The sequence below is a fragment of the Proteus genomosp. 4 str. ATCC 51469 genome, assembly GCF_003144375.1.
In the GTDB taxonomy this organism is placed as follows: domain Bacteria; phylum Pseudomonadota; class Gammaproteobacteria; order Enterobacterales; family Enterobacteriaceae; genus Proteus.
This window is the reverse complement of sequence record NZ_PENV01000003.1, coordinates 160,779-181,364: the sequence shown is the minus strand read 5'-3', so window position 1 is coordinate 181,364 and position 20,586 is coordinate 160,779. Positions and strand designations below refer to the sequence as shown.

The 20,586-nt window shown below is 38.6% G+C and carries 17 protein-coding genes; 10 read left to right on the top strand and 7 right to left on the bottom strand.

Features of this window, described 5'->3' with window-relative positions; translation table 11 throughout:
* Positions 1 to 7: 7 nt before the first annotated feature.
* The 5 genes from DK866_RS05140 to DK866_RS05120 form a co-directional block, all read right to left on the bottom strand.
* Entirely contained in the window at positions 8 to 340 is a 333-nt protein-coding gene (locus DK866_RS05140) for a cytochrome o ubiquinol oxidase subunit IV (protein WP_006535101.1), read from the bottom strand.
* Positions 340 to 951 (bottom strand): cytochrome o ubiquinol oxidase subunit III, encoded by a 612-nt coding sequence (locus tag DK866_RS05135; RefSeq protein ID WP_072069390.1) that lies wholly within the window; start codon positions 949 to 951, stop codon positions 340 to 342. The genes DK866_RS05140 and DK866_RS05135 overlap by 1 nt, the downstream gene beginning before the upstream one ends.
* Complete coding sequence (gene cyoB, locus DK866_RS05130) at positions 951 to 2,933, bottom strand: cytochrome o ubiquinol oxidase subunit I (RefSeq protein ID WP_109407988.1); 1,983 nt, start codon at positions 2,931 to 2,933, stop codon at positions 951 to 953. Before cyoB ends, DK866_RS05135 begins: the two co-directional genes overlap by 1 nt.
* Before the next feature lie 4 nt (positions 2,934 to 2,937).
* The gene (gene cyoA / locus DK866_RS05125; RefSeq protein WP_109407987.1) at positions 2,938 to 3,888 is read right to left on the bottom strand and encodes a cytochrome o ubiquinol oxidase subunit II; all 951 of its coding nucleotides are present in this window, start codon (positions 3,886 to 3,888) and stop codon (positions 2,938 to 2,940) included.
* A gap of 496 nt (positions 3,889 to 4,384) precedes the next feature.
* On the bottom strand, positions 4,385 to 5,146 hold the full coding sequence (locus DK866_RS05120) for an outer membrane protein OmpK (RefSeq protein ID WP_109407986.1): 762 nt from the start codon (positions 5,144 to 5,146) through the stop codon (positions 4,385 to 4,387).
* A 367-nt stretch (positions 5,147 to 5,513) separates the two neighbouring features.
* On the opposite strand from DK866_RS05120, the gene dbpA reads away from it, so the two are divergent.
* Positions 5,514 to 6,887, top strand: a complete 1,374-nt coding sequence (dbpA, locus tag DK866_RS05115; protein ID WP_109407985.1) for an ATP-dependent RNA helicase DbpA — start codon at positions 5,514 to 5,516, stop codon at positions 6,885 to 6,887.
* A gap of 109 nt (positions 6,888 to 6,996) precedes the next feature.
* Here dbpA and ampG read toward each other — a convergent pair whose 3' ends face one another.
* Both ampG and DK866_RS05105 read right to left on the bottom strand, forming a co-directional pair.
* The gene (gene ampG / locus DK866_RS05110) at positions 6,997 to 8,517 is read right to left on the bottom strand and encodes a muropeptide MFS transporter AmpG (protein WP_109407984.1); all 1,521 of its coding nucleotides are present in this window, start codon (positions 8,515 to 8,517) and stop codon (positions 6,997 to 6,999) included.
* Between the two features lie 55 nt (positions 8,518 to 8,572).
* Positions 8,573 to 9,151: a YajG family lipoprotein gene (locus DK866_RS05105; protein ID WP_109407983.1), complete on the bottom strand. Its 579-nt coding sequence runs from the start codon at positions 9,149 to 9,151 to the stop codon at positions 8,573 to 8,575.
* Between the two features lie 339 nt (positions 9,152 to 9,490).
* Between DK866_RS05105 and bolA the strand changes: the two genes are divergently transcribed.
* From bolA to DK866_RS05060, 9 genes are all read left to right on the top strand, one after another.
* Positions 9,491 to 9,805: a transcriptional regulator BolA gene (bolA, locus tag DK866_RS05100; protein ID WP_109407982.1), complete on the top strand. Its 315-nt coding sequence runs from the start codon at positions 9,491 to 9,493 to the stop codon at positions 9,803 to 9,805.
* A 321-nt stretch (positions 9,806 to 10,126) separates the two neighbouring features.
* A complete protein-coding gene (gene tig / locus DK866_RS05095; protein ID WP_072069383.1) occupies positions 10,127 to 11,431 on the top strand; it encodes a trigger factor in 1,305 nt (434 codons plus the stop codon).
* Between the two features lie 256 nt (positions 11,432 to 11,687).
* Entirely contained in the window at positions 11,688 to 12,311 is a 624-nt protein-coding gene (gene clpP, locus DK866_RS05090; protein ID WP_004245088.1) for an ATP-dependent Clp endopeptidase proteolytic subunit ClpP, read from the top strand.
* A 145-nt stretch (positions 12,312 to 12,456) separates the two neighbouring features.
* A complete protein-coding gene (gene clpX / locus DK866_RS05085; protein ID WP_109407981.1) occupies positions 12,457 to 13,728 on the top strand; it encodes an ATP-dependent protease ATP-binding subunit ClpX in 1,272 nt (423 codons plus the stop codon).
* Between the two features lie 260 nt (positions 13,729 to 13,988).
* Positions 13,989 to 16,349, top strand: a complete 2,361-nt coding sequence (gene lon, locus DK866_RS05080) for an endopeptidase La (protein WP_109407980.1) — start codon at positions 13,989 to 13,991, stop codon at positions 16,347 to 16,349.
* A gap of 214 nt (positions 16,350 to 16,563) precedes the next feature.
* Complete coding sequence (gene hupB, locus DK866_RS05075) at positions 16,564 to 16,839, top strand: nucleoid-associated protein HU-beta (RefSeq protein ID WP_036911695.1); 276 nt, start codon at positions 16,564 to 16,566, stop codon at positions 16,837 to 16,839.
* 476 nt (positions 16,840 to 17,315) lie between these two features.
* Positions 17,316 to 19,193, top strand: coding sequence for a peptidylprolyl isomerase (gene ppiD, locus DK866_RS05070; protein WP_109407979.1), 1,878 nt, complete (start codon positions 17,316 to 17,318; stop codon positions 19,191 to 19,193).
* A gap of 293 nt (positions 19,194 to 19,486) precedes the next feature.
* Entirely contained in the window at positions 19,487 to 19,852 is a 366-nt protein-coding gene (locus DK866_RS05065; RefSeq protein ID WP_109408086.1) for a ComEA family DNA-binding protein, read from the top strand.
* A gap of 245 nt (positions 19,853 to 20,097) precedes the next feature.
* Positions 20,098 to 20,502, top strand: coding sequence for an acyl-CoA thioesterase (locus tag DK866_RS05060; RefSeq protein ID WP_109407978.1), 405 nt, complete (start codon positions 20,098 to 20,100; stop codon positions 20,500 to 20,502).
* Positions 20,503 to 20,586: the final 84 nt, after the last annotated feature.

Here is a 20,586-nt window from a genome sequence, read left to right as displayed (position 1 = left end):
ACAACTCTTAATCCATCATCATATTGATGTTCAGGTTGTACATAATCCACAACGAGCCTACGACAACAATGCCGATAATAAGCAGTGTGAACAGGAATGCAACGACGTTCCAGCGCTCTTCTGATGACGTATTCATATGTAAGAAGCAGACTAAATGAACAACAATCTGCACAACAGCCATACCGACAACGGTCCATAGAATAGTTGCTGGTGTCGCGGTTCCTTCCATCACCATCCAAAATGGAATAACGGTGAGGATAACAGACAGAATAAAGCCAATTAGATAAGACTTCATGCTGCCGTGGCTTGCGCCTGAAGGAGAAGTATTTGGATGACTCATTACATCGCTCCCATCAGATAAACTACGGTGAACACACAAATCCAGACAACGTCAAGGAAGTGCCAGAACAGACTTAAACAGCTTAAGCGAGTACGGTTAACTTCGGTTAAACCACGGCGTGATACTTGGATCATTAGGATCACAATCCAAATTAAACCCGCTGTTACGTGAAGACCGTGCGTTGAAACTAAAGCAAAGAATGCAGATAAGAATGCACTGCGATCTGGGCCATAACCTTCTGCGATTAGCTCATGGAATTCGTAAACTTCCATGATGACGAAACCTAAGCCGAATAAGAAAGTAACAAATAACCACAGATTAACTTGGCTAACGCTACCTTTATTCATGCTCAGCATAGCGAAACCAAAAGTGATACTACTAAATAGTAATAAGAAGGTTTCAACTAAAACAAAAGGTAAGCTAAAGATTTCTTTACCAGAAGGACCATCAGCAATCCCGTTAACAAGCACCGCATAAGTGGCGAATAAGCTGGCAAACAGGATAAGGTCGCTCATTAGGTAGATCCAGAAGCCGAAAACTTTCGTCGCTCCTGCATCGTGGTGCCCATGATGCTCATGGGCGTTTGTGTTATTTACAGTTTGAGTAGACATTATTTCACACCTGCTTTTTTCAGTTCTTCATAATGCTTATTCTCGATAGCTTCAATCTCAGGTACTTGGACATAGTAATCCACATCTGTATCAAAGCTTTTCACGATCCAAGTGACAATCATGCCAGCGAAACCAACGATAGCTAACCACCAGATATGCCAGATCATGGCAAAACCAAGGACTAAACTGAATGCTGAAATAATCACACCTGCACCAGTATTTTTAGGCATGTGGATTGGTTCGTATTTGGTTGGGCGCTGATAAGCAGTGCCTTTTTCTTTCTGATCCCACCACTCATCACGAGTTTGAACATTCGGTTCAACAGCGAAGTTGTAGAAAGGTGCAGGTGAAGAAATTGACCACTCAAGAGTACGTCCGCCCCATGGATCGCCTGTTAAATCACGGTTTTGATCACGGTCGCGAATACTCACGTAAATTTGGATGACTTGGCAAGCGATACCGATAGCAATCAGTGCAGCACCCCCTGCGGCAACTAGCAGCATTGGGTTAAACTCTGGATTGATATTTTGGCTTAAACGACGAGTCATACCCATAAAGCCAAGAATATACAGTGGCATAAAGGCCATAAAGAAGCCGATAAACCAGAACCAGAATGCACGAATACCCCATTTTTCATTCAGTGTGAAACCGAATGCTTTAGGGAACCAGTAAGTCATACCTGCGAAACAGCCGAATACCACACCACCGATAATAACGTTATGGAAGTGAGCAATTAAGAATAAGCTGTTATGTAAAACAAAGTTAGCACCCGGAACTGCCAGCAGAACCCCGGTCATTCCCCCTACAGAGAAAGTGATCAGGAAACCGATAGTCCATAGCATTGGGCTTTTGTACTCGATACGGCCTTGATACATCGTAAACAGCCAGTTAAAGATCTTAACCCCTGTCGGTATGGCGATGATCATGGTGGCGATACCAAAGAAGGCGTTTACGTTAGCCCCTGAACCCATAGTAAAGAAGTGGTGTAACCAAACGATAAATGACAATACGGTAATAACAACAGTTGCACCGACTAATGAGGTGTAACCAAATAACCGTTTTTTAGAGAATGTTGCGGTGACTTCCGAGAACACACCAAATACAGGCAGAACAAGGATATAAACTTCTGGATGACCCCAAGCCCATACGAGGTTGATGTACATCATCATGTTACCGCCCATATCATTGGTAAAGAAATGCGTACCAAGATAGCGGTCTAATGTTAATAATGTAATCGTAACGGTTAAAATTGGGAATGCAGCGATAATCAGGACGTTAGTACATAAAGCGGCCCAAGAGAATACTGGCATTTTCATCATGCTCATACCTGGCGCACGCATACGCAAGATAGTCGCAAAGAAGTTAACCCCCGTTAGAAGCGTACCAATACCGGATATCTGTAAACTCCATATCCAATAATCGACCCCGACTCCTGGATTATATTCCAAGCCAGAAAGTGGCGGATAAGCTAACCAACCTGTTTGTGCAAATTCACCAATACCTAAAGAAAGGTTGATAAGTACCACACCAACGACAAAGAACCAGAAGCTCAGTGAGTTTAGGAAAGGGAAGGCCACATCACGAGCACCAATTTGTAAAGGCACAACGAGGTTCATCAGACCCACAACGAAAGGAGTTGCCATGAAGAAAATCATGATAACGCCGTGTGCGGTAAAAATCTGATCATAGTGATGAGGAGGTAAGAAGCCCGCTTCACCTGCTGAAGCTAGCGCTTGTTGGCTTCTCATCATAATGGCATCGGCAAAGCCACGGAACATCATGACCATTGCAACGATGATATACATAATACCAATTTTTTTATGGTCAACACTGGTTAACCATTCGCTCCATAACCATTTCCATTTACGAAAATAAGTTAGTGCGCCAACAACAGCAAGTCCGCCCAGAACGATACCGAGTAAAGTTACTACGATAATAGGTTCATGTAACGGGATTGCATCAAGAGTTAATTTTCCGAACATGCCTTTATTCCTCTGCTCCTGCATGCGCCGCATGGCTCATGTTCATATTCATTGTTGCATCAGCATGTGCTGTCTGATTGCTACTTGTGTGAGCGCCATGACCTGTGTGACCAAATTTAGAAATGGTCTCTTGGAATAACATTGGCTTCACGCTTGAATAGTAGGTCACTGGATTTTTCTGGCTTGGTTTAGCAAGTTCATTAAATGCAGCGGTAGTATTTAACGTATCTGATGATTGTTTTACTTTCTCAACCCATGCATCAAAACCAGCGCGATCAGGTGTTGCTATTGCGGTAAATTTCATATCCGAGAAACCATGTCCGCTATAACTTGCTGACATACCTGGATATTCACCTGGCTCATTAGCGATTAGGTGAAGTTTGGTCTGCATTCCCGCCATCGCATAGATTTGACCACCTAAGCGAGGGATAAAGAATGAGTTCATGACTGAGTCAGACGTGATTTTGAAATTAACAGGCACATTAGCAGGGAAAGCCAATTCATTGACTGTCGCAATACCTTGCTCTGGATAGATAAATAACCATTTCCAATCCATTGAAACAACTTCAATGGTGACCGGTTTTTCTGAGGACTCTAAGGGTTTGTAAGGATCAAGCTCATGGGTTGTTTTCCATGTGATGCTTGCCAAAATCACAATAATGATAATTGGCACGGTCCAAACAACGAGTTCAATTTTATTTGAGTGAGCCCAGTTTGGGCGGTAGGTGGCTTTTGTATTGGATTCGCGGTAGCGATAAGCGAAAACAATCACCATCAGTATTACCGGTATCACAACAATTAACATTAAACCGAGTGCAATAAGGATTAATGTTTTTTGCTCAGCGCCGATAGCGCCTTTGGGATCCATTAACGCCATGTCACAGCCACTTAATAAGAGAGCGGCGGCTAATAGCGAGAGTGTCCCAATACTTTTTATGTATTTCATAAGTCTCATCCAACGACCTAAATGACAAAGGTTCTATTGTTGTTTCATCAGTATCAGTAAGGACATTTTACGGTAAGGTTGCGACAGTGTAAACAATTGTAATGGTAAGTGAGTGATTGGTTGTTCTTTTGTGTTAATGTGATCACAAGTAATTAAAGTATTAAATAATTGTTAATTTAATTATTGGATATTAACGATAATTTCATAAAATACCATATTTCTAAAATAAATACATATTTTTACAAATAAAAATGCAATAAAAAATGTAAGAAAACGTATTTTGATTAAAAAAGTGACAGTAGGGAGGTCGGAGGAGAATTTATGAGCTAAATTCTTTTTATTCTGATGTTTAATATCTTAATTTACCTTCTATGTGATTTTTAATGTTGATAATAGATCATTTGTTGAATGTTTATATTTAATGAGAATTTTTTCATTAAAACAAGAAAAAAGGATTACAGCGGATAAAAATCGATCCGCTGTAATAAAAATTAACAATTTGCTATCAGAAGTTATATTTCAAGCTATATACAATGCCATCTTGCAGAAAACTCTCTCCTAGCTTTTTATAAGCATAACGATATTGAATTCCTGTGGTGATAGATGTTGTTGGATGCCACCAAATGGCTAAAGCGCCATTAATGCCATTTTTACCTCCATTGCCATAACGCTTGTGTCGTTGAAATTCCATCTCATGCCAGTTTGTTAGGCTAAATTTTTGATTTTTTATATTAAAATCATATCCAGCAACCCAACCAGCGACATAACCGTTGTTACCTGAATATTTAGATTGATCGACATAATGAAGGGCAATAAAAGGTTTAAACCATAAATTAGCAATTTGTGTGTTATAGCCAAAGCCATAAAGTGTATTTACTTCATGGAAGTTACCACCATATTTTTTACCGGGGAGAGACCATGTACCATAAACATGTCCATATAAATTAAAGTTACTTTCGCCTAAATAAATACGAGCAGTACTTTTAATGGTATAGCGTTGATTATCTCCCGGATGAGTTTCTCTTTTATTAAAAGGATTCTCTAAATCGAAAAAGCCATAAAACTCCCCCCATGAAAAATTAGCTGCACCTTCAAGTTCTAAATAGGCAAAGTCATCTTTATGGGAAGTTTTGCCTGTTTTGTGTGTTGTATGTGTTGTCCAATCCAAGTAGTTAATACTTGTGCTTGCAAATCCCCCTAAATAAGTTGCTTGAGAAGATAAAGAGAATGTAGTTGCGATGACAAACAAAAATGGTTTTTTGATCATAAATTATCTCGATGTTTTATGGCTGATTATAGTTGCGGTGAATGTTCAGTTTTTCTTTTTTATTAGAATAATAAACTATAAAAATCCATTTTGTGGGAATTTGAGTTTTAAATAAGATCTATTTCTAGAATTTTGATATTAGTTTAAAAAATAGGAAATTTTGTATTTTTTTATTTATTTTTTCGAGTTAATAGTAAAAATAAAAAAGAAATTTTTGATAAGAAGAGGAAATTTAAGGAGATAATGGTAGAAAATGACACTTAGATGAAAAAGTAATATAAACAGTGCAAAAATACCTCACGACACAAGAATAAAGGGATAGTATCATTAGCCCATATTTGTTTTTACTTTACTTGGAATTTTCATTGTGACCTCATTTGCTGAACTTAACGCCCTTCCTGCAGAACAACTCGCTAACCTTAATGAACTGGGTTATTTAACTATGACTCCTGTTCAAGAAGCCGCTTTACCCGCTATTCTTGCAGGAAAAGACGTCCGTGCTCAGGCAAAAACAGGTAGTGGTAAAACGGCTGCTTTTGGTTTGGGGGTGTTACAACATATTGATGCAAAACAATTTAATACCCAATCATTAATTTTATGCCCAACGAGAGAGCTTGCCGATCAAGTTGCAAATGAATTACGTCGCCTTGCTCGTTATTTGCCTAATATTAAAGTATTAACTCTATGTGGCGGAGTTCCCTTTAGTATTCAACGTGATTCATTAATTCACGCTGCACATATTATTGTGGCAACACCAGGTAGATTACTTGATCATCTGAAAAAAGAGACTGTCAATTTAGATGATGTAAAAACGTTAGTGCTTGATGAAGCTGACAGAATGCTGGATATGGGATTTTTTGATGATATCAATGATATTATTTCTCGTATGCCAACGATCCGCCAAACTCTGCTTTTTTCCGCAACATGGCCAAATGAAATCGCTGCAATCAGCCGTAAAATACAGCAAAACCCTATCACTATTGAAATAAATTCAGTTGATGAGCTCCCAGCTGTTGAACAGCAATTTTATGAAATATCTCGTCATGGCAAGATCGGATTGTTGCAAAAATTGTTAAGCCGTGAACAACCCGCTTCCTGCGTGGTGTTCTGCAATACAAAAAGAGATTGCCAAGATGTGTATGAAACACTGACAGAAAGCAATCAAAGTGTGCTTGCTTTACATGGCGATATGGAACAAAGGGAACGTGACCAAACTTTAATTCGTTTTTCTAATGGGAGTTGCCGTGTGTTAGTTGCAACGGATGTTGCGGCTCGTGGGCTTGACATTAAAGCGTTAGAAATGGTGATTAACTACGAATTATCGTGGGACCCTGAAGTGCATGTTCACCGAATTGGTCGAACAGCTAGAGCGGGTGAAAGTGGATTAGCAATCAGTTTTTGCGCACCAGAAGAAATTCAGCGTGCTAATGCTTTAGAAGAAATGCTTCATATGAAGATAAATTGGTTACCTGTTCCTACAGGTCTACAAATTGCGCCACTTGAAGCAACGATGGCAACATTATGTATCGATGGTGGTAAAAAAGCCAAGATGCGTCCAGGCGATATTTTAGGCGCATTAACCGGAGATATGGGTCTTAATGGTGCTGATATTGGCAAAATTATGATTAATCAGACACATGCTTATGTTGCAGTAAAACAATCAATTGCTAAGCAAGCTTGGAAACAGTTACAACAAGGTAAAATTAAAGGTAAATCGGTCAAAGTCAGATTATTTAGATAATTTAAATAATCAGTAACTTTTTTTACTAATACCAAAATTAATATAAATATAAAGAAAAAGGACAGTTTAGACTGTCCTTTTTTCGTTAACTGCACTAAATATAACAAAACTAATGTGTTGTTATTCTGAGTGCTAAATAATCTAATATTGTGCCTACAACGAGGCTTATTGCACCAACAACAACACCATATAAAAACAGTGATGAAGACCAATGGCCTAATAATTCATTATTTATTGATTGAATAAAATCAATAGATTGGAACATCTCTAAACTAGATAATGAATTGGTAATAACGAGAATTAAGCTACAAATAAAGAAGAAAACGGCTAGTACCAAACCATAGAGAGCAAAGCGGTATTGTTTTATAAATTGTGTTCTTCTCAGAAATTCGCCTGTTTTTTGCGTGTACATAAGCGTATTTTTTGAAATCATCAGCAAAATAAGGCCAGGAACTGAAGCCACGATAGAGAAAAGATAAAACGCCTCCCAACCATGACTTTCGACATACCAACCCGCAACAGGGCCTACATAAACACGACCAATGGCGGATAGCGCTGAAAGAAGTGCGAATTGTGTTGCTGAAAAAGAAAGATGACAAAGAGTCATTAAAAGTGCAACGAATGCGGCCGTACCCATTCCTCCACAGATATTCTCAAAAGCGACTACGGCACCCATGCTATAAATGTTTTGTTCTGAGATGGCGAGATACCAATAGCCAATGTTTGAGCCACCTTGCATTATTCCAAAAATCATCAGTGCTTTAAATAAGCTCCAACGGCGCATTAATAAGCCACCTAATAAGGCACCGATAATCGTGGCAGCAAGTCCTAATGTTTTGTTGACTAAACCAACTTCTCCAGCATCAAAGCCTACGCCACGAATAAGGAATGTGGTACTTAAACTCAGTGCAAAAGCATCGCCCATTTTATAGAGAACAATGAGGAGTAAAATAAGCCAAGCATTATTACGAGAGAAGAATTCAGCTAAGGGTTCAATTACGGCTTCATAGAGTGTACGAGGGGGTTTTACTGCAGTTTCTGGCTCTTGGGCGAGTAGTGTGGCAATAATACCAATTGCCATTAAAGCAGCCATTAACCAGTACATATTTTGCCAGCCAATATATTTATCAGCGAGCCAAAGTGCCATACCACCAGAAACAAGCATTGCAATGCGATAGCCTAATACAGAAACTGCCGCCCCAGTACCACGTTCATCGGCCTTTAAAATATCTGTTTTATAAGCATCAAAGACAATATCTTGTGAAGCTGAACAAAAAGCGACAATGACAGCTAAAGAAGCAAGCCACCATAAATGATCATTAGGGTTTAAAAACCCCATTCCTGCAATACCCATTACCAACCCTATTTGGGTAAGTAACATCCATCCTCGACGACGGCCAAGAAAAGAGGGCGTATAGCGATCCATAAAGGGTGACCAGAGGAATTTAAAGACATAAGCTTGCCCCACCAATGAGAAGAAACCAATGGTTTTTAAATCAATGTTTTCTACTGTCATCCATGCTTGTAATGTACCCGCGGTTAATGCAAGTGGTAATCCAGAAGTAAAGCCAAGTAACAGTAAAATAAATGATTTGTACCAAGTGGTTTGTTTGAAGGCAGGCTGAACCATGCAAGAATTCCTTTCGACGACCTGTTTAAGATAACAGGTCGTTTATTCTAATAAATTAACGGGCGTTAGATTTGATAAATTGACTGACTGAAGCGTCTTTTGCCATATCGCTAACGAGCTCACTTAAGACATTATTAATTGCGGCCGCAATTTTCTCATTAGTTGCACCAAATGGCCCTTGAACATTGTAGCTAGTACGGAATGTTTTGGTGTTAGAACTGCCATTTGGCAAGGTAACAATAACTGAGATATCTGCTTTCGCACTAATATTATGGCGAACACTTCCTTCACCTACATCAGCGTTGAGTTTATTGATAACAATAATCACATCAGCGCTAGCAGGAGAACCCACCATAAAACCACGAGCTGTCATTTGTTTTTGCAATACTTCTTGCATTAAAAATGCAATATCACGAGTTGGAACAAGTATTTCCAGTTTTCCATTACGGTTAATCTCCGCTAGGTTTTTGGATGTACGTTTGTCTTGGCTTGAAATATTCAGTGAAATTGGGCGCATGGTTGGATCGGCCGCAGGGACTGACATTACAGGCTCAATAGAGAGTTTATTACTAGGAGTTGCACAACCTGAAAGCAGTGTTAATGCAAAAACAGCACAGAGTAAATTTTTAATCATGAGGTAATCTCGGTTAAATATGTCTGTTGTGTTAACAAGTAGAATAGGCTTCAAACTTTAGCCTATCATACCACTGCTGATAGGTTGCTAATATCCCTTTAACGAACGAAATTATCTGATTTTATCAATTGATTTTATTTCAAATTAACCTCATTTTTGCTCGTGAATTTGACAATATTCGGCCAATGGTTTTACTCAAGATGAAAAATAAGCGATTATCATCAGCAAAATAAAAAAGAATGAGTTCATCATTTTGTATTGATAAAGACTTAATCAATATAATCTGGTCGACTTATTTTTTGTTCGCCATGATATAAAGGCAGAGTATTAGGGGCAGAAATGATCCGTGATGATATTGAGAATAAGCTGATTTCACGCTTTTCACCGCATTTTTTACAAGTAATAAACGAAAGCCATCGCCATAATGTGCCTGAAGGCTCTGAAAGTCATTTTAAAGTCATTATTGTTAGTGATGAATTTAATGACAAGCGCAGCGTCTCACGCCATCGTGGTGTGTATCAAACCTTAGCTCATGAAATGGAAAATGGTGTTCATGCTCTCGCATTGCATACTTTTACGTTGAGTGAATGGAATGAACAACAGGATAAAGCATTACGCTCTCCTGGATGTCGTGGTGGGAGCCAAGAAGATTAACAATGTTATCGTTAATCGTGAATAAATAGATCCTAAGATGCGTATTTTTTGTTCTTTATAGAGGGAAAAAGGGGCGACTTACTCGATTTTATGAAAAAATTGAGGAATAAAACGGCTCTTTCTCGACTCAACCCCTCTAGATCGTTATAATGTCGCGTCTAATTTTCAGTAAGGTTTCGGGATGCTTCTGATATCAGGGATCCTCGTTTTTTTAAATGTGGCGGCCCCGGTTCTGAAAGGAAAATAAATCTAAATATGCCAATGTCATATTAGTTTCCTTTAAAGTAGACCGAGCACTAAAACTTATTTTGAGGTAACAAGATGCAAGTTTCTGTTGAAACGACTCAAGGCCTAGGGCGTCGTGTCACAATCACCGTACCAGCCGCTGATATCCAAACTGCTGTAGACAGTGAACTGAAAAAAGCTGCTAAAACTGTTCGCATTGATGGTTTCCGTAAAGGTCACGTTCCAATGTCTATGGTTAAACAGCGTTACGGTATGTCTGTACTGAATGATGTTCTTGGTGATTTAATGTCGCGTAATTTCATTAACGCTATCATCGAAAACAAAGTAAACCCAGTTGGCGCGCCTGACTACAAACCAGAGCAATACAAAGAAGGTGAAGACTTTGTTTACTCTGTGGAATTCGAAGTTTTCCCAGAAATCGAACTGAAAGGTCTGGAAAGCATTGAAGTTGTAAAACCTGTTGTCACAGTTAAAGACGAAGACGTTGATAACATGTTAGAAACACTGCGTAAGCAACAAGCAGAGTGGAAAGACAAAGACGGCGAAGTAGCAGCAGAAGATCGCGTAACTGTTGATTTCAATGGTTCTATTGACGGTGAAGAATTCGAAGGCGGAAAAGCTGAAGACTTCGTACTGGCAATGGGTCAAGGTCGTATGATCCCAGGTTTTGAAGAAGGCGTTATCGGTCATAAAGCTGGCGAAGAATTCACAATTGATGTGACTTTCCCAGAAGATTACCACGCTGAAAACCTGAAGGGTAAAAAAGCACAATTCGCTATCAACCTGAAAAAAGTTGAAGAGCGTGAACTGCCAGAATTAACTGAAGAGTTCATCAAGCGTTTTGGTATTGCTGATGGTTCTGTTGATGGTTTACGTGCAGAAGTACGTAAAAACATGGAACGTGAACTGAAAAATGCAATCCGTACTCGTGTTAAAACACAAGTTATTGATGGCTTAGTTAAAGCAAACGAAGTTGACGTACCAGCAGCCGCTGTAGACAGCGAAATTGAAGTTCTGCAACGTCAAGCAGCTCAACGCTTTGGTGGCGACGAGAAACAAGCTCTGCAATTACCACGTGAACTGTTCGAAGAACAAGCTAAACGTCGTGTAATCGTTGGATTATTGTTAGGTGAAGTGATCAATAGTAATGAACTGAAAGCAGAAGACGAGCGTGTTAATACACTGATCGACGAAATGGCTTCAGCTTACGAAGATCCATCAGAAGTTGTTGAGTTCTACAACAAGAACGAACAACTGATGAATAACATCCGTAATCTTGCATTAGAAGAGCAAGCGGTAGAAAAAATCTTAGCAAATGCTAAAGTAACTGAAAAAGAGACTAACTTCACTGAACTGATGAACGAAGTTCAAATGGGTTAATTCTTAACCGCGATATCGGTTTTAAGCAAAAACCCGTGGTTTTTACCACGGGTTTTTTTCAGTTTGTATATATTTATCAAAATTAGCCTTGAAATCTGAGCGATTATCTCCAGATAATTCTATATTCTCTTTATCACTCCTCGCGAGGCGCCTTGAATGTCTTGTGAGAGATTAGATCATTAGAAATGGTCATGATCAATTATCTCAAGTAAAATTGTTGTCATTGGCACCAATAAGAATGCAATAGGAGACAGACATGTCATTTAACGACACACAGGAACAATTCGCACCTAATATGGCTCTGGTGCCGATGGTTATAGAGCAAACTTCGCGAGGAGAGCGTTCTTACGACATTTATTCACGTTTATTAAAAGAACGTATCATTTTCCTGACTGGCCAAGTTGAAGATCACATGGCTAATCTGATCGTCGCTCAAATGCTATTTTTAGAAGCAGAAAACCCAGAAAAAGACATCAATTTATATATTAATTCACCAGGTGGTGTGATTACTGCGGGTATGTCCATCTATGATACCATGCAATATATCAAAGCTGATGTCAGCACGATTTGTATGGGACAAGCGTGTTCAATGGGCGCTTTCTTATTATCAGCTGGTGCAAAGGGTAAACGTATTTGCTTACCTAACTCTCGTGTGATGATCCACCAACCATTAGGTGGTTACCAAGGTCAGGCAACAGATATTCAAATTCATGCGCAAGAAATTTTGAAAGTAAAATCGCGTATGAATGAATTAATGGCTCAGCATACGGGTAAATCTATTGAAGAAATAGAAAGAGACACTGAGCGCGATCGTTTCTTATCCGCTAACGAAGCGTTAGAATACGGATTAGTGGACAAAGTCTATACACAACGTAGTTAATTACAGCACGTTGTAATAGCAAATGAATTAATACGTTTTCTTTGTTAGCCTTTAATCCAAAGGAAACGGCTAGCAATATCTATGTAAAAAAAGTCTTTCTTCTTCTTATAACCTGATAAGAAGAATAACTAAGTGAGGTTGACTGATGACAGATAAGCGCAAAGATAGCTCAGGGAAGCTTCTGTATTGCTCTTTCTGCGGTAAAAGCCAGCATGAAGTAAAGAAATTGATTGCTGGTCCGTCGGTTTATATCTGTGATGAATGTGTTGATCTTTGTGTCGATATCATTCGTGAAGAAATAAAAGAACTGGCGCCTCATCATGAACGCAGTGAATTGCCGACGCCACATGAAATTCGTAAGCACCTTGATGACTATGTTATCGGTCAAGAATTGGCTAAAAAAGTTCTGGCTGTTGCCGTTTATAATCACTATAAACGCCTGCGTAATGGCGATAAAGCCAATGGTGTTGAGCTAGGAAAAAGTAATATTTTGCTGATTGGACCTACTGGTAGTGGTAAAACGCTATTAGCAGAAACATTAGCTCGCTACCTAGATGTTCCTTTTACTATGGCAGATGCCACTACGCTGACAGAAGCGGGCTATGTGGGCGAAGATGTTGAAAACATTATTCAAAAACTGCTACAAAAATGTGATTACGATGTGCAAAAAGCACAACGTGGTATTGTTTATATTGATGAAATTGACAAGATCACTCGTAAATCTGAAAACCCATCAATCACACGCGATGTGTCTGGTGAAGGTGTACAGCAAGCATTATTGAAACTAGTTGAAGGAACGGTGGCTTCAGTTCCTCCACAAGGTGGACGTAAGCACCCACAACAAGAGTTTTTACAGGTTGATACCTCTAAAATCCTCTTTATTTGTGGTGGTGCATTTGCTGGCCTTGATAAAGTTGTTGCACAACGTTTAAATACACACTCTGGTATTGGTTTTGGTGCAGAAGTCAAAAGCCAAAATGAAAAAGCCAGCGAAGGTGAATTATTAGCCCAAGTTGAACCAGAAGATCTGATTAAATTTGGACTTATTCCCGAATTTATTGGACGTTTACCTGTTGTTGCGACATTAGGTGAGTTAAACGAAGACGCACTGATCCAAATCTTACAAGAACCTAAAAATGCACTGACAAAACAATATCAGGCATTATTTAAGTTAGAAGGAGTGGATTTAGAATTCCGTAAAGAAGCGCTGACAGCAATCGCGAAAAAAGCCATGGTGCGTAAAACAGGTGCTCGTGGTTTACGCTCAATTGTTGAAGCCGCATTACTTGATACGATGTATGACCTTCCTTCATTTGAAAATGCAGAGAAAGTTGTTATTGATGAAGGTGTCATCAATGGAAAATCTGAGCCGTTGATTATTTATAGTCAACCAGAAAACCAGGCATCAGGTGAATAATGCATCGTAATTTGGCAATGTCTCTTATCTGACATTATCTGTAATTTTCTCTTAAATAGACGAGAAATTTAAGATAAAGCGCGCCAACGCAATAAAAATGAGGGAATTTTCCCTCATTTTGTTTTTTTAATGGGTAAGGCTATTGAATGTCAGAAAAGTGCCCTTATATATTTTGACAATCCGTGGAATTAATTTTATTTGGTGACATGCGAATAAAATTACCTGTAAAAGCGTTAAGCTAAAAACGAAGAGAGAGCTCTATGAATCCTGAGCGTCCAGAATGTATTGAAATACCTGTATTGCCACTACGTGATGTTGTTGTATATCCACATATGGTAATCCCGTTGTTCGTTGGTCGTGAAAAATCAATTCATTGCTTAGAAGCGGCGATGAACGACAACAAACAAATTATGCTGGTTGCGCAGAAAGATGCATCTACTGACGAACCAGGTGTTAATGATCTTTTTTCTGTTGGTACAGTGGCGTCTGTTTTACAGATGCTAAAATTGCCTGATGGAACAGTAAAAGTCCTTGTTGAAGGTATTCGTCGTGCCAAAATTACGATGTTATCTGATAATGGTGAGTACTTTCAGGCGAAAGCAGAATACCTTGAAACGCCAGCTGTTGATGAGCGTGAACAAGAAGTCTTAAATCGTACAACGATTAATCAGTTTGAAGGTTATATCAAACTGAATAAAAAAATTCCGCCAGAAGTATTGGCTTCATTACATGCTATCGAAGAATCAGCAAAATTAGCAGATACCATTGCTTCTCATATGCCGCTGAAACTGAAAGATAAGCAAGCTGTACTTGAAATGTCTGATGTGACTGAACGCCTAGAGTACTTAATGGCGATGATGGAATCAGAAATCGATCTGCTACAAGTCGAAAAACGCATTCGTAACCGTGTTAAAAAGCAGATGGAAAAAAGTCAGCGAGAGTATTATCTCAATGAACAAATGAAAGCGATCCAAAAAGAGTTAGGTGAGATGGATGATGCACCTGATGAAATGGAATCGCTGAAACGTAAAATCGACGCTGCAAAAATGCCAAAAGAGGCAAAAGAGAAGACAGAAGCAGAACTTCAGAAATTAAAAATGATGTCGCCAATGTCAGCAGAAGCTACAGTTGTACGTAGCTATATCGATTGGATGGTTCAAGTTCCTTGGAATAGCCGTAGCAAAGTTAAAAAAGACTTAGTGAAAGCGCAAGAAGTGCTTGATACTGACCATTATGGTTTAGAACGTGTTAAAGAGCGTATCCTTGAATATCTCGCGGTACAGTCTCGTGTTAGCAAAATCAAAGGACCAATTCTGTGCTTGGTTGGACCTCCAGGTGTGGGTAAAACCTCTCTGGGCCAATCTATAGCTAAAGCAACAGGCCGTAAATATGTTCGTATGGCGTTAGGTGGTGTACGTGATGAAGCTGAAATCCGTGGTCACCGTCGTACTTACATTGGTTCTATGCCAGGTAAATTAATTCAGAAAATGGCAAAAGTTGGCGTGAAAAACCCACTTTTCCTATTAGATGAAATTGATAAGATGTCATCAGACATGCGAGGCGATCCTGCATCTGCACTGCTAGAGGTGTTAGATCCAGAACAGAATATCGCATTTAACGACCATTATTTGGAAGTTGATTACGATCTGTCTGATGTTATGTTTGTGGCGACATCTAACTCCATGAACATACCTGCACCGTTGTTAGATCGTATGGAAGTTATTCGTTTATCGGGTTATACCGAAGATGAAAAGCTGAACATCGCTAAACAGCACTTGTTACCAAAACAGATTGAACGTAATGCATTAAAACCAAGTGAGCTGACAATCCATGACAGCGCCATTATGGGCATTATTCGTTATTACACTCGTGAAGCGGGTGTGCGTAGTTTAGAACGCGAAATTTCTAAATTATGCCGTAAAGCAGTGAAACAACTGCTGATGGATAGCACAATCAAACATATTGAGATTAACGAAGATAATCTCAAAGACTATTTAGGTGTTCGTAAAGTGGACTACGGTCGTGCTGATACTGAAAACCGAGTAGGTATGGTGACAGGACTTGCATGGACAGAAGTTGGTGGTGACCTACTGACAATTGAAACAGCTAGTGTACCAGGTAAAGGCAAGCTAACATTCACCGGTTCTTTAGGTGAAGTTATGCAAGAGTCTATCCAAGCAGCAATGACAGTTGTTCGTGCTCGTGCGGATAAACTGGGTATCAATAGCGATTTCTATGAAAAACGTGATATGCACGTACACGTTCCTGAAGGTGCGACACCAAAAGATGGTCCAAGTGCGGGTATCGCAATGTGTACTGCATTGGTATCAAGCTTAACAGGTAACCCTGTTCGTTCTGATGTTGCCATGACGGGTGAAATTACGTTACGCGGACAAGTATTGCCAATTGGCGGACTGAAAGAAAAGTTACTTGCTGCACATCGTGGTGGAATTAAGACAGTTCTTATCCCAGATGAAAATAAACGTGATTTAGAAGAAATTCCTGAAAATATTGTTGCTGACCTGGATATTCACCCGGTGAAAACAATTGAGGAAGTTTTATCGTTAGCCCTACAAAACTCGCCGTTTGGCATGGAAATTGTGACGGATAAATCACACTAAAAAGTGATGCTAGTCATAAATTATAGCTAAAAAAAAGGCTGGATAAGTAATAAAAGCTTGCCAGCCTTTTTTTGTGTCGCTAATTTAATGGGGATTTTAATTAATAATGCTGTTTTATCGGTCTTGCTATATCTAAAAAGGCTTGATATAACGACGTTTGCAAAATTTGCCATTAATGGTGAAAAATAACGCATAAAATTATGGGGATGAAAGCGTGAATAAAACTCAACTGATCGACAAAATTGCTGCAAATGCAGATATCTCAAAAGCGGCAGCTGGTCGTGTTGTAGATGCTCTGGTTGCTTCTATCACTGAATCTTTACAAAAAGGTGATGATGTAGCATTAGTAGGTTTCGGTACTTTTACTGTACGTGATCGTGCAGCTCGTACTGGCCGTAACCCACAAACTGGTAAAGAAATTCAAATTGAAGCTGCAAAAGTTCCTGCATTCCGTGCAGGTAAAGGCTTAAAAGACGCAGTTAATCAATAATAGTTGAACGAACTTTCTGCCAAAGGGTTATTAACTTAACGTTATGGATAAACAGAAAACGACTCAATTAAAAAATGAAGCGCATCTTTTTGAGATGCGCTTTTCTTTTTTTAGGTGTTAAATCACGATTAAACCTTGAATTCTCTGGCGATAAGACGTGAAACTAAAGTAGTCATTTGATAGAATGTCGCGTTGTTCTATAACTGAAATAGACAACAATGAATGATTCAGTGGTGAGTTAAATGGTTATCGTAATCAATGAATCAAATAATGCTGTTTAGTTTTCTTAGTGATAGAAAGTGCGTGTTTAAGACTGCACATTGAATACGGGACTGGCTGTTTTTAATGATTGTCGCGTGTCGCGATATTTTGATATTAAGCCAGCATGGGCATATTATCTTTTCGCTGTGCTCAAAATAGTCGTGTAACACTCATAAAAATAATTTTTATTTCACCAAACGGAGCCTCGTCTCGTTATGATGGACAACATTCGTTCAACTGCTAATAATCCATTTATCAAGATATTATTAGCTGTGATCATCCTCTCTTTCGTCCTAACTGGTGTGGGCGGATATCTCTTTAGTTCTGGCGTTAATGATGCTGCGGAAGTTAACGGGTATAAAATTAGCCGTTCTCAATTAGAGCAAACTTACCAACAACGTCGCGCTCAGTTACAACAAGATATGGGTGAAAACTTTGCTGCTCTTGCTTCATCAGAAGAAGGTCAGAAACTGATCCGCCAACAATCACTTGATTTACTTATTAATCAAGCATTACTTGATCAATTTGCACAAAATCTTGGTATTTCAGCGGGCGATCAACAAATTAGAGATGCAATTTTTGCGCTTCCTTACTTTCAAACTGATGGCAAATTTGACAATAAAAAATACGTCGATTTATTGAAAGGCAATAATATTGATGCAGATGCATTTGCTGAAGGTATTCGCCAAAATCTGATCAATCAGCAATTAAGATTCTCTATCCAAGGCACTGATTTTGCCTTAGAGAGTGAAGTTAAAGAATTTGCAGGGCTGATGCTGCAAAGTCGTAACGTACGCTTAGCGTCATTAGATATTCAGCCATTCCTTGAAAAAGAAACGGCATCAGACGAAGAAGTGAAGGCGTTCTATGAACAAAATAACCAAATGTTTATCGCGCCAGAGCAATTTAAAGTCAGTTATATCCAATTAAATGCTCAAAAAGATCTTAATAGTATTAACATTACCGATGATGAAGCAAAAGCGTATTACGACAGCAACATCGATGAATTTACTGCTGCGGGACAAAAACAATACAGCATCTTAGTATTAGCTGATGAAGCGGCTGCAAAAGCAGCAGAAGAAGAGCTGAAAAAAGGTGCAGACTTCGTTACGTTAGTCAAAGAAAAATCAGTCGATGCTTTCTCTGCCAAACAAAATGGTTCTTTAGGTTGGATAACTATCGGGCAAGAATTACCAGAACTGGCTAATGCGAGCTTGACAGAAAAAGGCCAACTTTCTGCACCAGTTAAAATCAGCAATGGTTACGCAATTTTCCGCCTTGATGATATTAAACAATCTGTCGTAAAACCGTTTGACGAAGTGAAAACAGATTTATTGGCAAAAATGCGCGAAAACAAAGCTATCGATGATTTCTTTGCATTGCAACAACGCGTAAGTCAGGCTGCCTCTAATGATAACGACACATTAGCACCTGCTGCTAAAGCGGGTAATGTGACAGTTGTTGATACAGATTGGTTTGATGAAAATAGCGTACCAGCACCATTAAATAATGAAAAACTGACCCAATTAATTTTTGGTGGCTCATTAGTTGATGAAAATGGCCCTACGGGCATGAATTCAGATATGGTGACGTTAGGTAATGATAGTGCATTTGTCGTGCGCGTAGAGGGTTATAAGCCTTCTGCAAGCCTACCGTTAGATAAAGTGCATGATCAAGTTGTTATGCTTGTTAAACAGCAAAAAGCATCGCAAGCAATGAATACACAGGCGCAGAAAATTTTAGCCGCGTTAAAAGAAGGCAAAGGTGATGAAGCACTAAAAGCGGCTAACCTTTCCTTTGGTGATGTGGAAAGCATTGTTCATTCATCTGCGACAGATGCAGTTCAAACCGCTATTTTTGCTATGCCTAAACCTGCTGACGGCAAAAAAGAATATGGTATGACTAATGTGCCAGGCACTAAGGTTGTCTTTATTCAATTAGATAGCGTGACAGATGGTAAACCAACATCAGAGCAATTAGAGTTTATGGCTAATCTCTATCGTGCACAGATGGGCGAAGAAGCCTTACAACTGATTTTACGTGACTTAAAAGACAACGCTAAAATTGAGATCTTTGACAAAGATTATCAATAAGTTATCTTAAAATCTTAATAAAAACCCAGCTTAGGCTGGGTTTTTTTATGAATATCAAATATTGATATTGAGTGTTTATATCTATTTTTCTTAAAAAAGAATATTTGAGATCAACCCCGATAATTTTTCTGTAACTCAGCTTTTGTTCATTTTGTTTTTCCTATTCTCTCGACATTTTATTTTTATGTAATTGCAGGTTTATCAATATCTTGTCATTATTTTTTTGCATTCAGAAAACACTGTTTGCTATTGAATTTAAAATTATTTTATAAAAGGAAATTATGATTATGACGATGGATAAAAAAGTGTTATCAGGATTTATGGCTTCAATCTGCCTTGCTTTAGGACTAGGACTTTCACCGCTTTCTTATGCAGAAGAAACACCAGTTTCAACCCCCTCGATTTCTATTGAAACGAGCACATCTGTTGATAAAGAAGCAAAAGATGTAAAAGCAAATGTAGAAGGTAAGGTTGATTTAAATACAGCAACGGTTGATGAGTTAATGGGGCTTAAAGGTATTGGTAAAGCGAAAGCTCAAGCTATTATTGATTACCGTGAACAATTGGGTCGATTTACCTCTATTGAACAACTTGAAAAAGTATTTGGTATAGGGATGAAATTAGTCGAACAAAATCGTGATTTTATCGTCATAAACTAATGAGCTAATTTGCATTTTATATTGTATGTAGCACGTTTATTGAAAAGATAAATATTGTTTAATAACTTGTGTTTCTCTTCGTAATAAGAGAAACACATTTCCATGAATTGATTTGTTAAATGGAGTGAAAGATAAATGAGCTAAATTGAGATATTACTAAATTTATTTTTTTGACTATATTTATTGTATCGCAAAGAAACGTTATCAAAAATTTTAATATAACAATCAAGAGGTAATGGGTTTGTATGAGTACATTAATTAAAGTTTATGGTTTTCATTTGGATGTTTTTGAGCACGTGAATAATGCACGTTACCTTGAGTTTTTAGAACAAGCCCGATGGGATTGGATTGAACAACATTTAGATTTTGCTTGGTTTAAGCGCAATGGTTTGGCGTTAGTGGTCGCTAATATCAATATTAATTATCGCTTACCAGCAAGTCTTGGTGATGAGTTGGTTATTGACTGTGAAGTTGCTGAAGTCGGGATTAAGAGTGGTGTACTGTCTCAAAAAATAGTCAGAAAAAAAGATGGTGCGCTTATCTCTGATGCATTAATCACTTTTGTTCTTGTAGACATCAATACCAAAAAAGCACTGACCTTAACGGATCAACTAAGAGAAAAACTAGAGTATGTGCGCCAATCATCATAATACGAAGTGATTTCGCATTATAAATAAAAGTAATTCGGCAAGATGAGTTAACTTAACGTAATTTAAGGCAGTGGTAATGCATGA

Excerpts from the sequence above, each read along its gene's own strand:
- bolA (WP_109407982.1), top strand. The coding sequence starts at position 9,491 with ATGATCCGTGATGATATTGAGAATAAGCTGATTTCACGCTTTTCACCG.
- DK866_RS05065 (WP_109408086.1), top strand. The coding sequence starts at position 19,487 with ATGGATAAAAAAGTGTTATCAGGATTTATGGCTTCAATCTGCCTTGCT.
- DK866_RS05140 (WP_006535101.1), bottom strand. The coding sequence starts at position 340 with ATGAGTCATCCAAATACTTCTCCTTCAGGCGCAAGCCACGGCAGCATG.
- clpP (WP_004245088.1), top strand. The coding sequence starts at position 11,688 with ATGTCATTTAACGACACACAGGAACAATTCGCACCTAATATGGCTCTG.
- ampG (WP_109407984.1), bottom strand. The coding sequence starts at position 8,517 with ATGGTTCAGCCTGCCTTCAAACAAACCACTTGGTACAAATCATTTATT.
- lon (WP_109407980.1), top strand. The coding sequence starts at position 13,989 with ATGAATCCTGAGCGTCCAGAATGTATTGAAATACCTGTATTGCCACTA.
- DK866_RS05060 (WP_109407978.1), top strand. The coding sequence starts at position 20,098 with ATGAGTACATTAATTAAAGTTTATGGTTTTCATTTGGATGTTTTTGAG.
- tig (WP_072069383.1), top strand. The coding sequence starts at position 10,127 with ATGCAAGTTTCTGTTGAAACGACTCAAGGCCTAGGGCGTCGTGTCACA.
- DK866_RS05135 (WP_072069390.1), bottom strand. The coding sequence starts at position 951 with ATGTCTACTCAAACTGTAAATAACACAAACGCCCATGAGCATCATGGG.
- clpX (WP_109407981.1), top strand. The coding sequence starts at position 12,457 with ATGACAGATAAGCGCAAAGATAGCTCAGGGAAGCTTCTGTATTGCTCT.
- cyoA (WP_109407987.1), bottom strand. The coding sequence starts at position 3,888 with ATGAGACTTATGAAATACATAAAAAGTATTGGGACACTCTCGCTATTA.
- ppiD (WP_109407979.1), top strand. The coding sequence starts at position 17,316 with ATGATGGACAACATTCGTTCAACTGCTAATAATCCATTTATCAAGATA.
- DK866_RS05120 (WP_109407986.1), bottom strand. The coding sequence starts at position 5,146 with ATGATCAAAAAACCATTTTTGTTTGTCATCGCAACTACATTCTCTTTA.
- cyoB (WP_109407988.1), bottom strand. The coding sequence starts at position 2,933 with ATGTTCGGAAAATTAACTCTTGATGCAATCCCGTTACATGAACCTATT.
- DK866_RS05105 (WP_109407983.1), bottom strand. The coding sequence starts at position 9,151 with ATGATTAAAAATTTACTCTGTGCTGTTTTTGCATTAACACTGCTTTCA.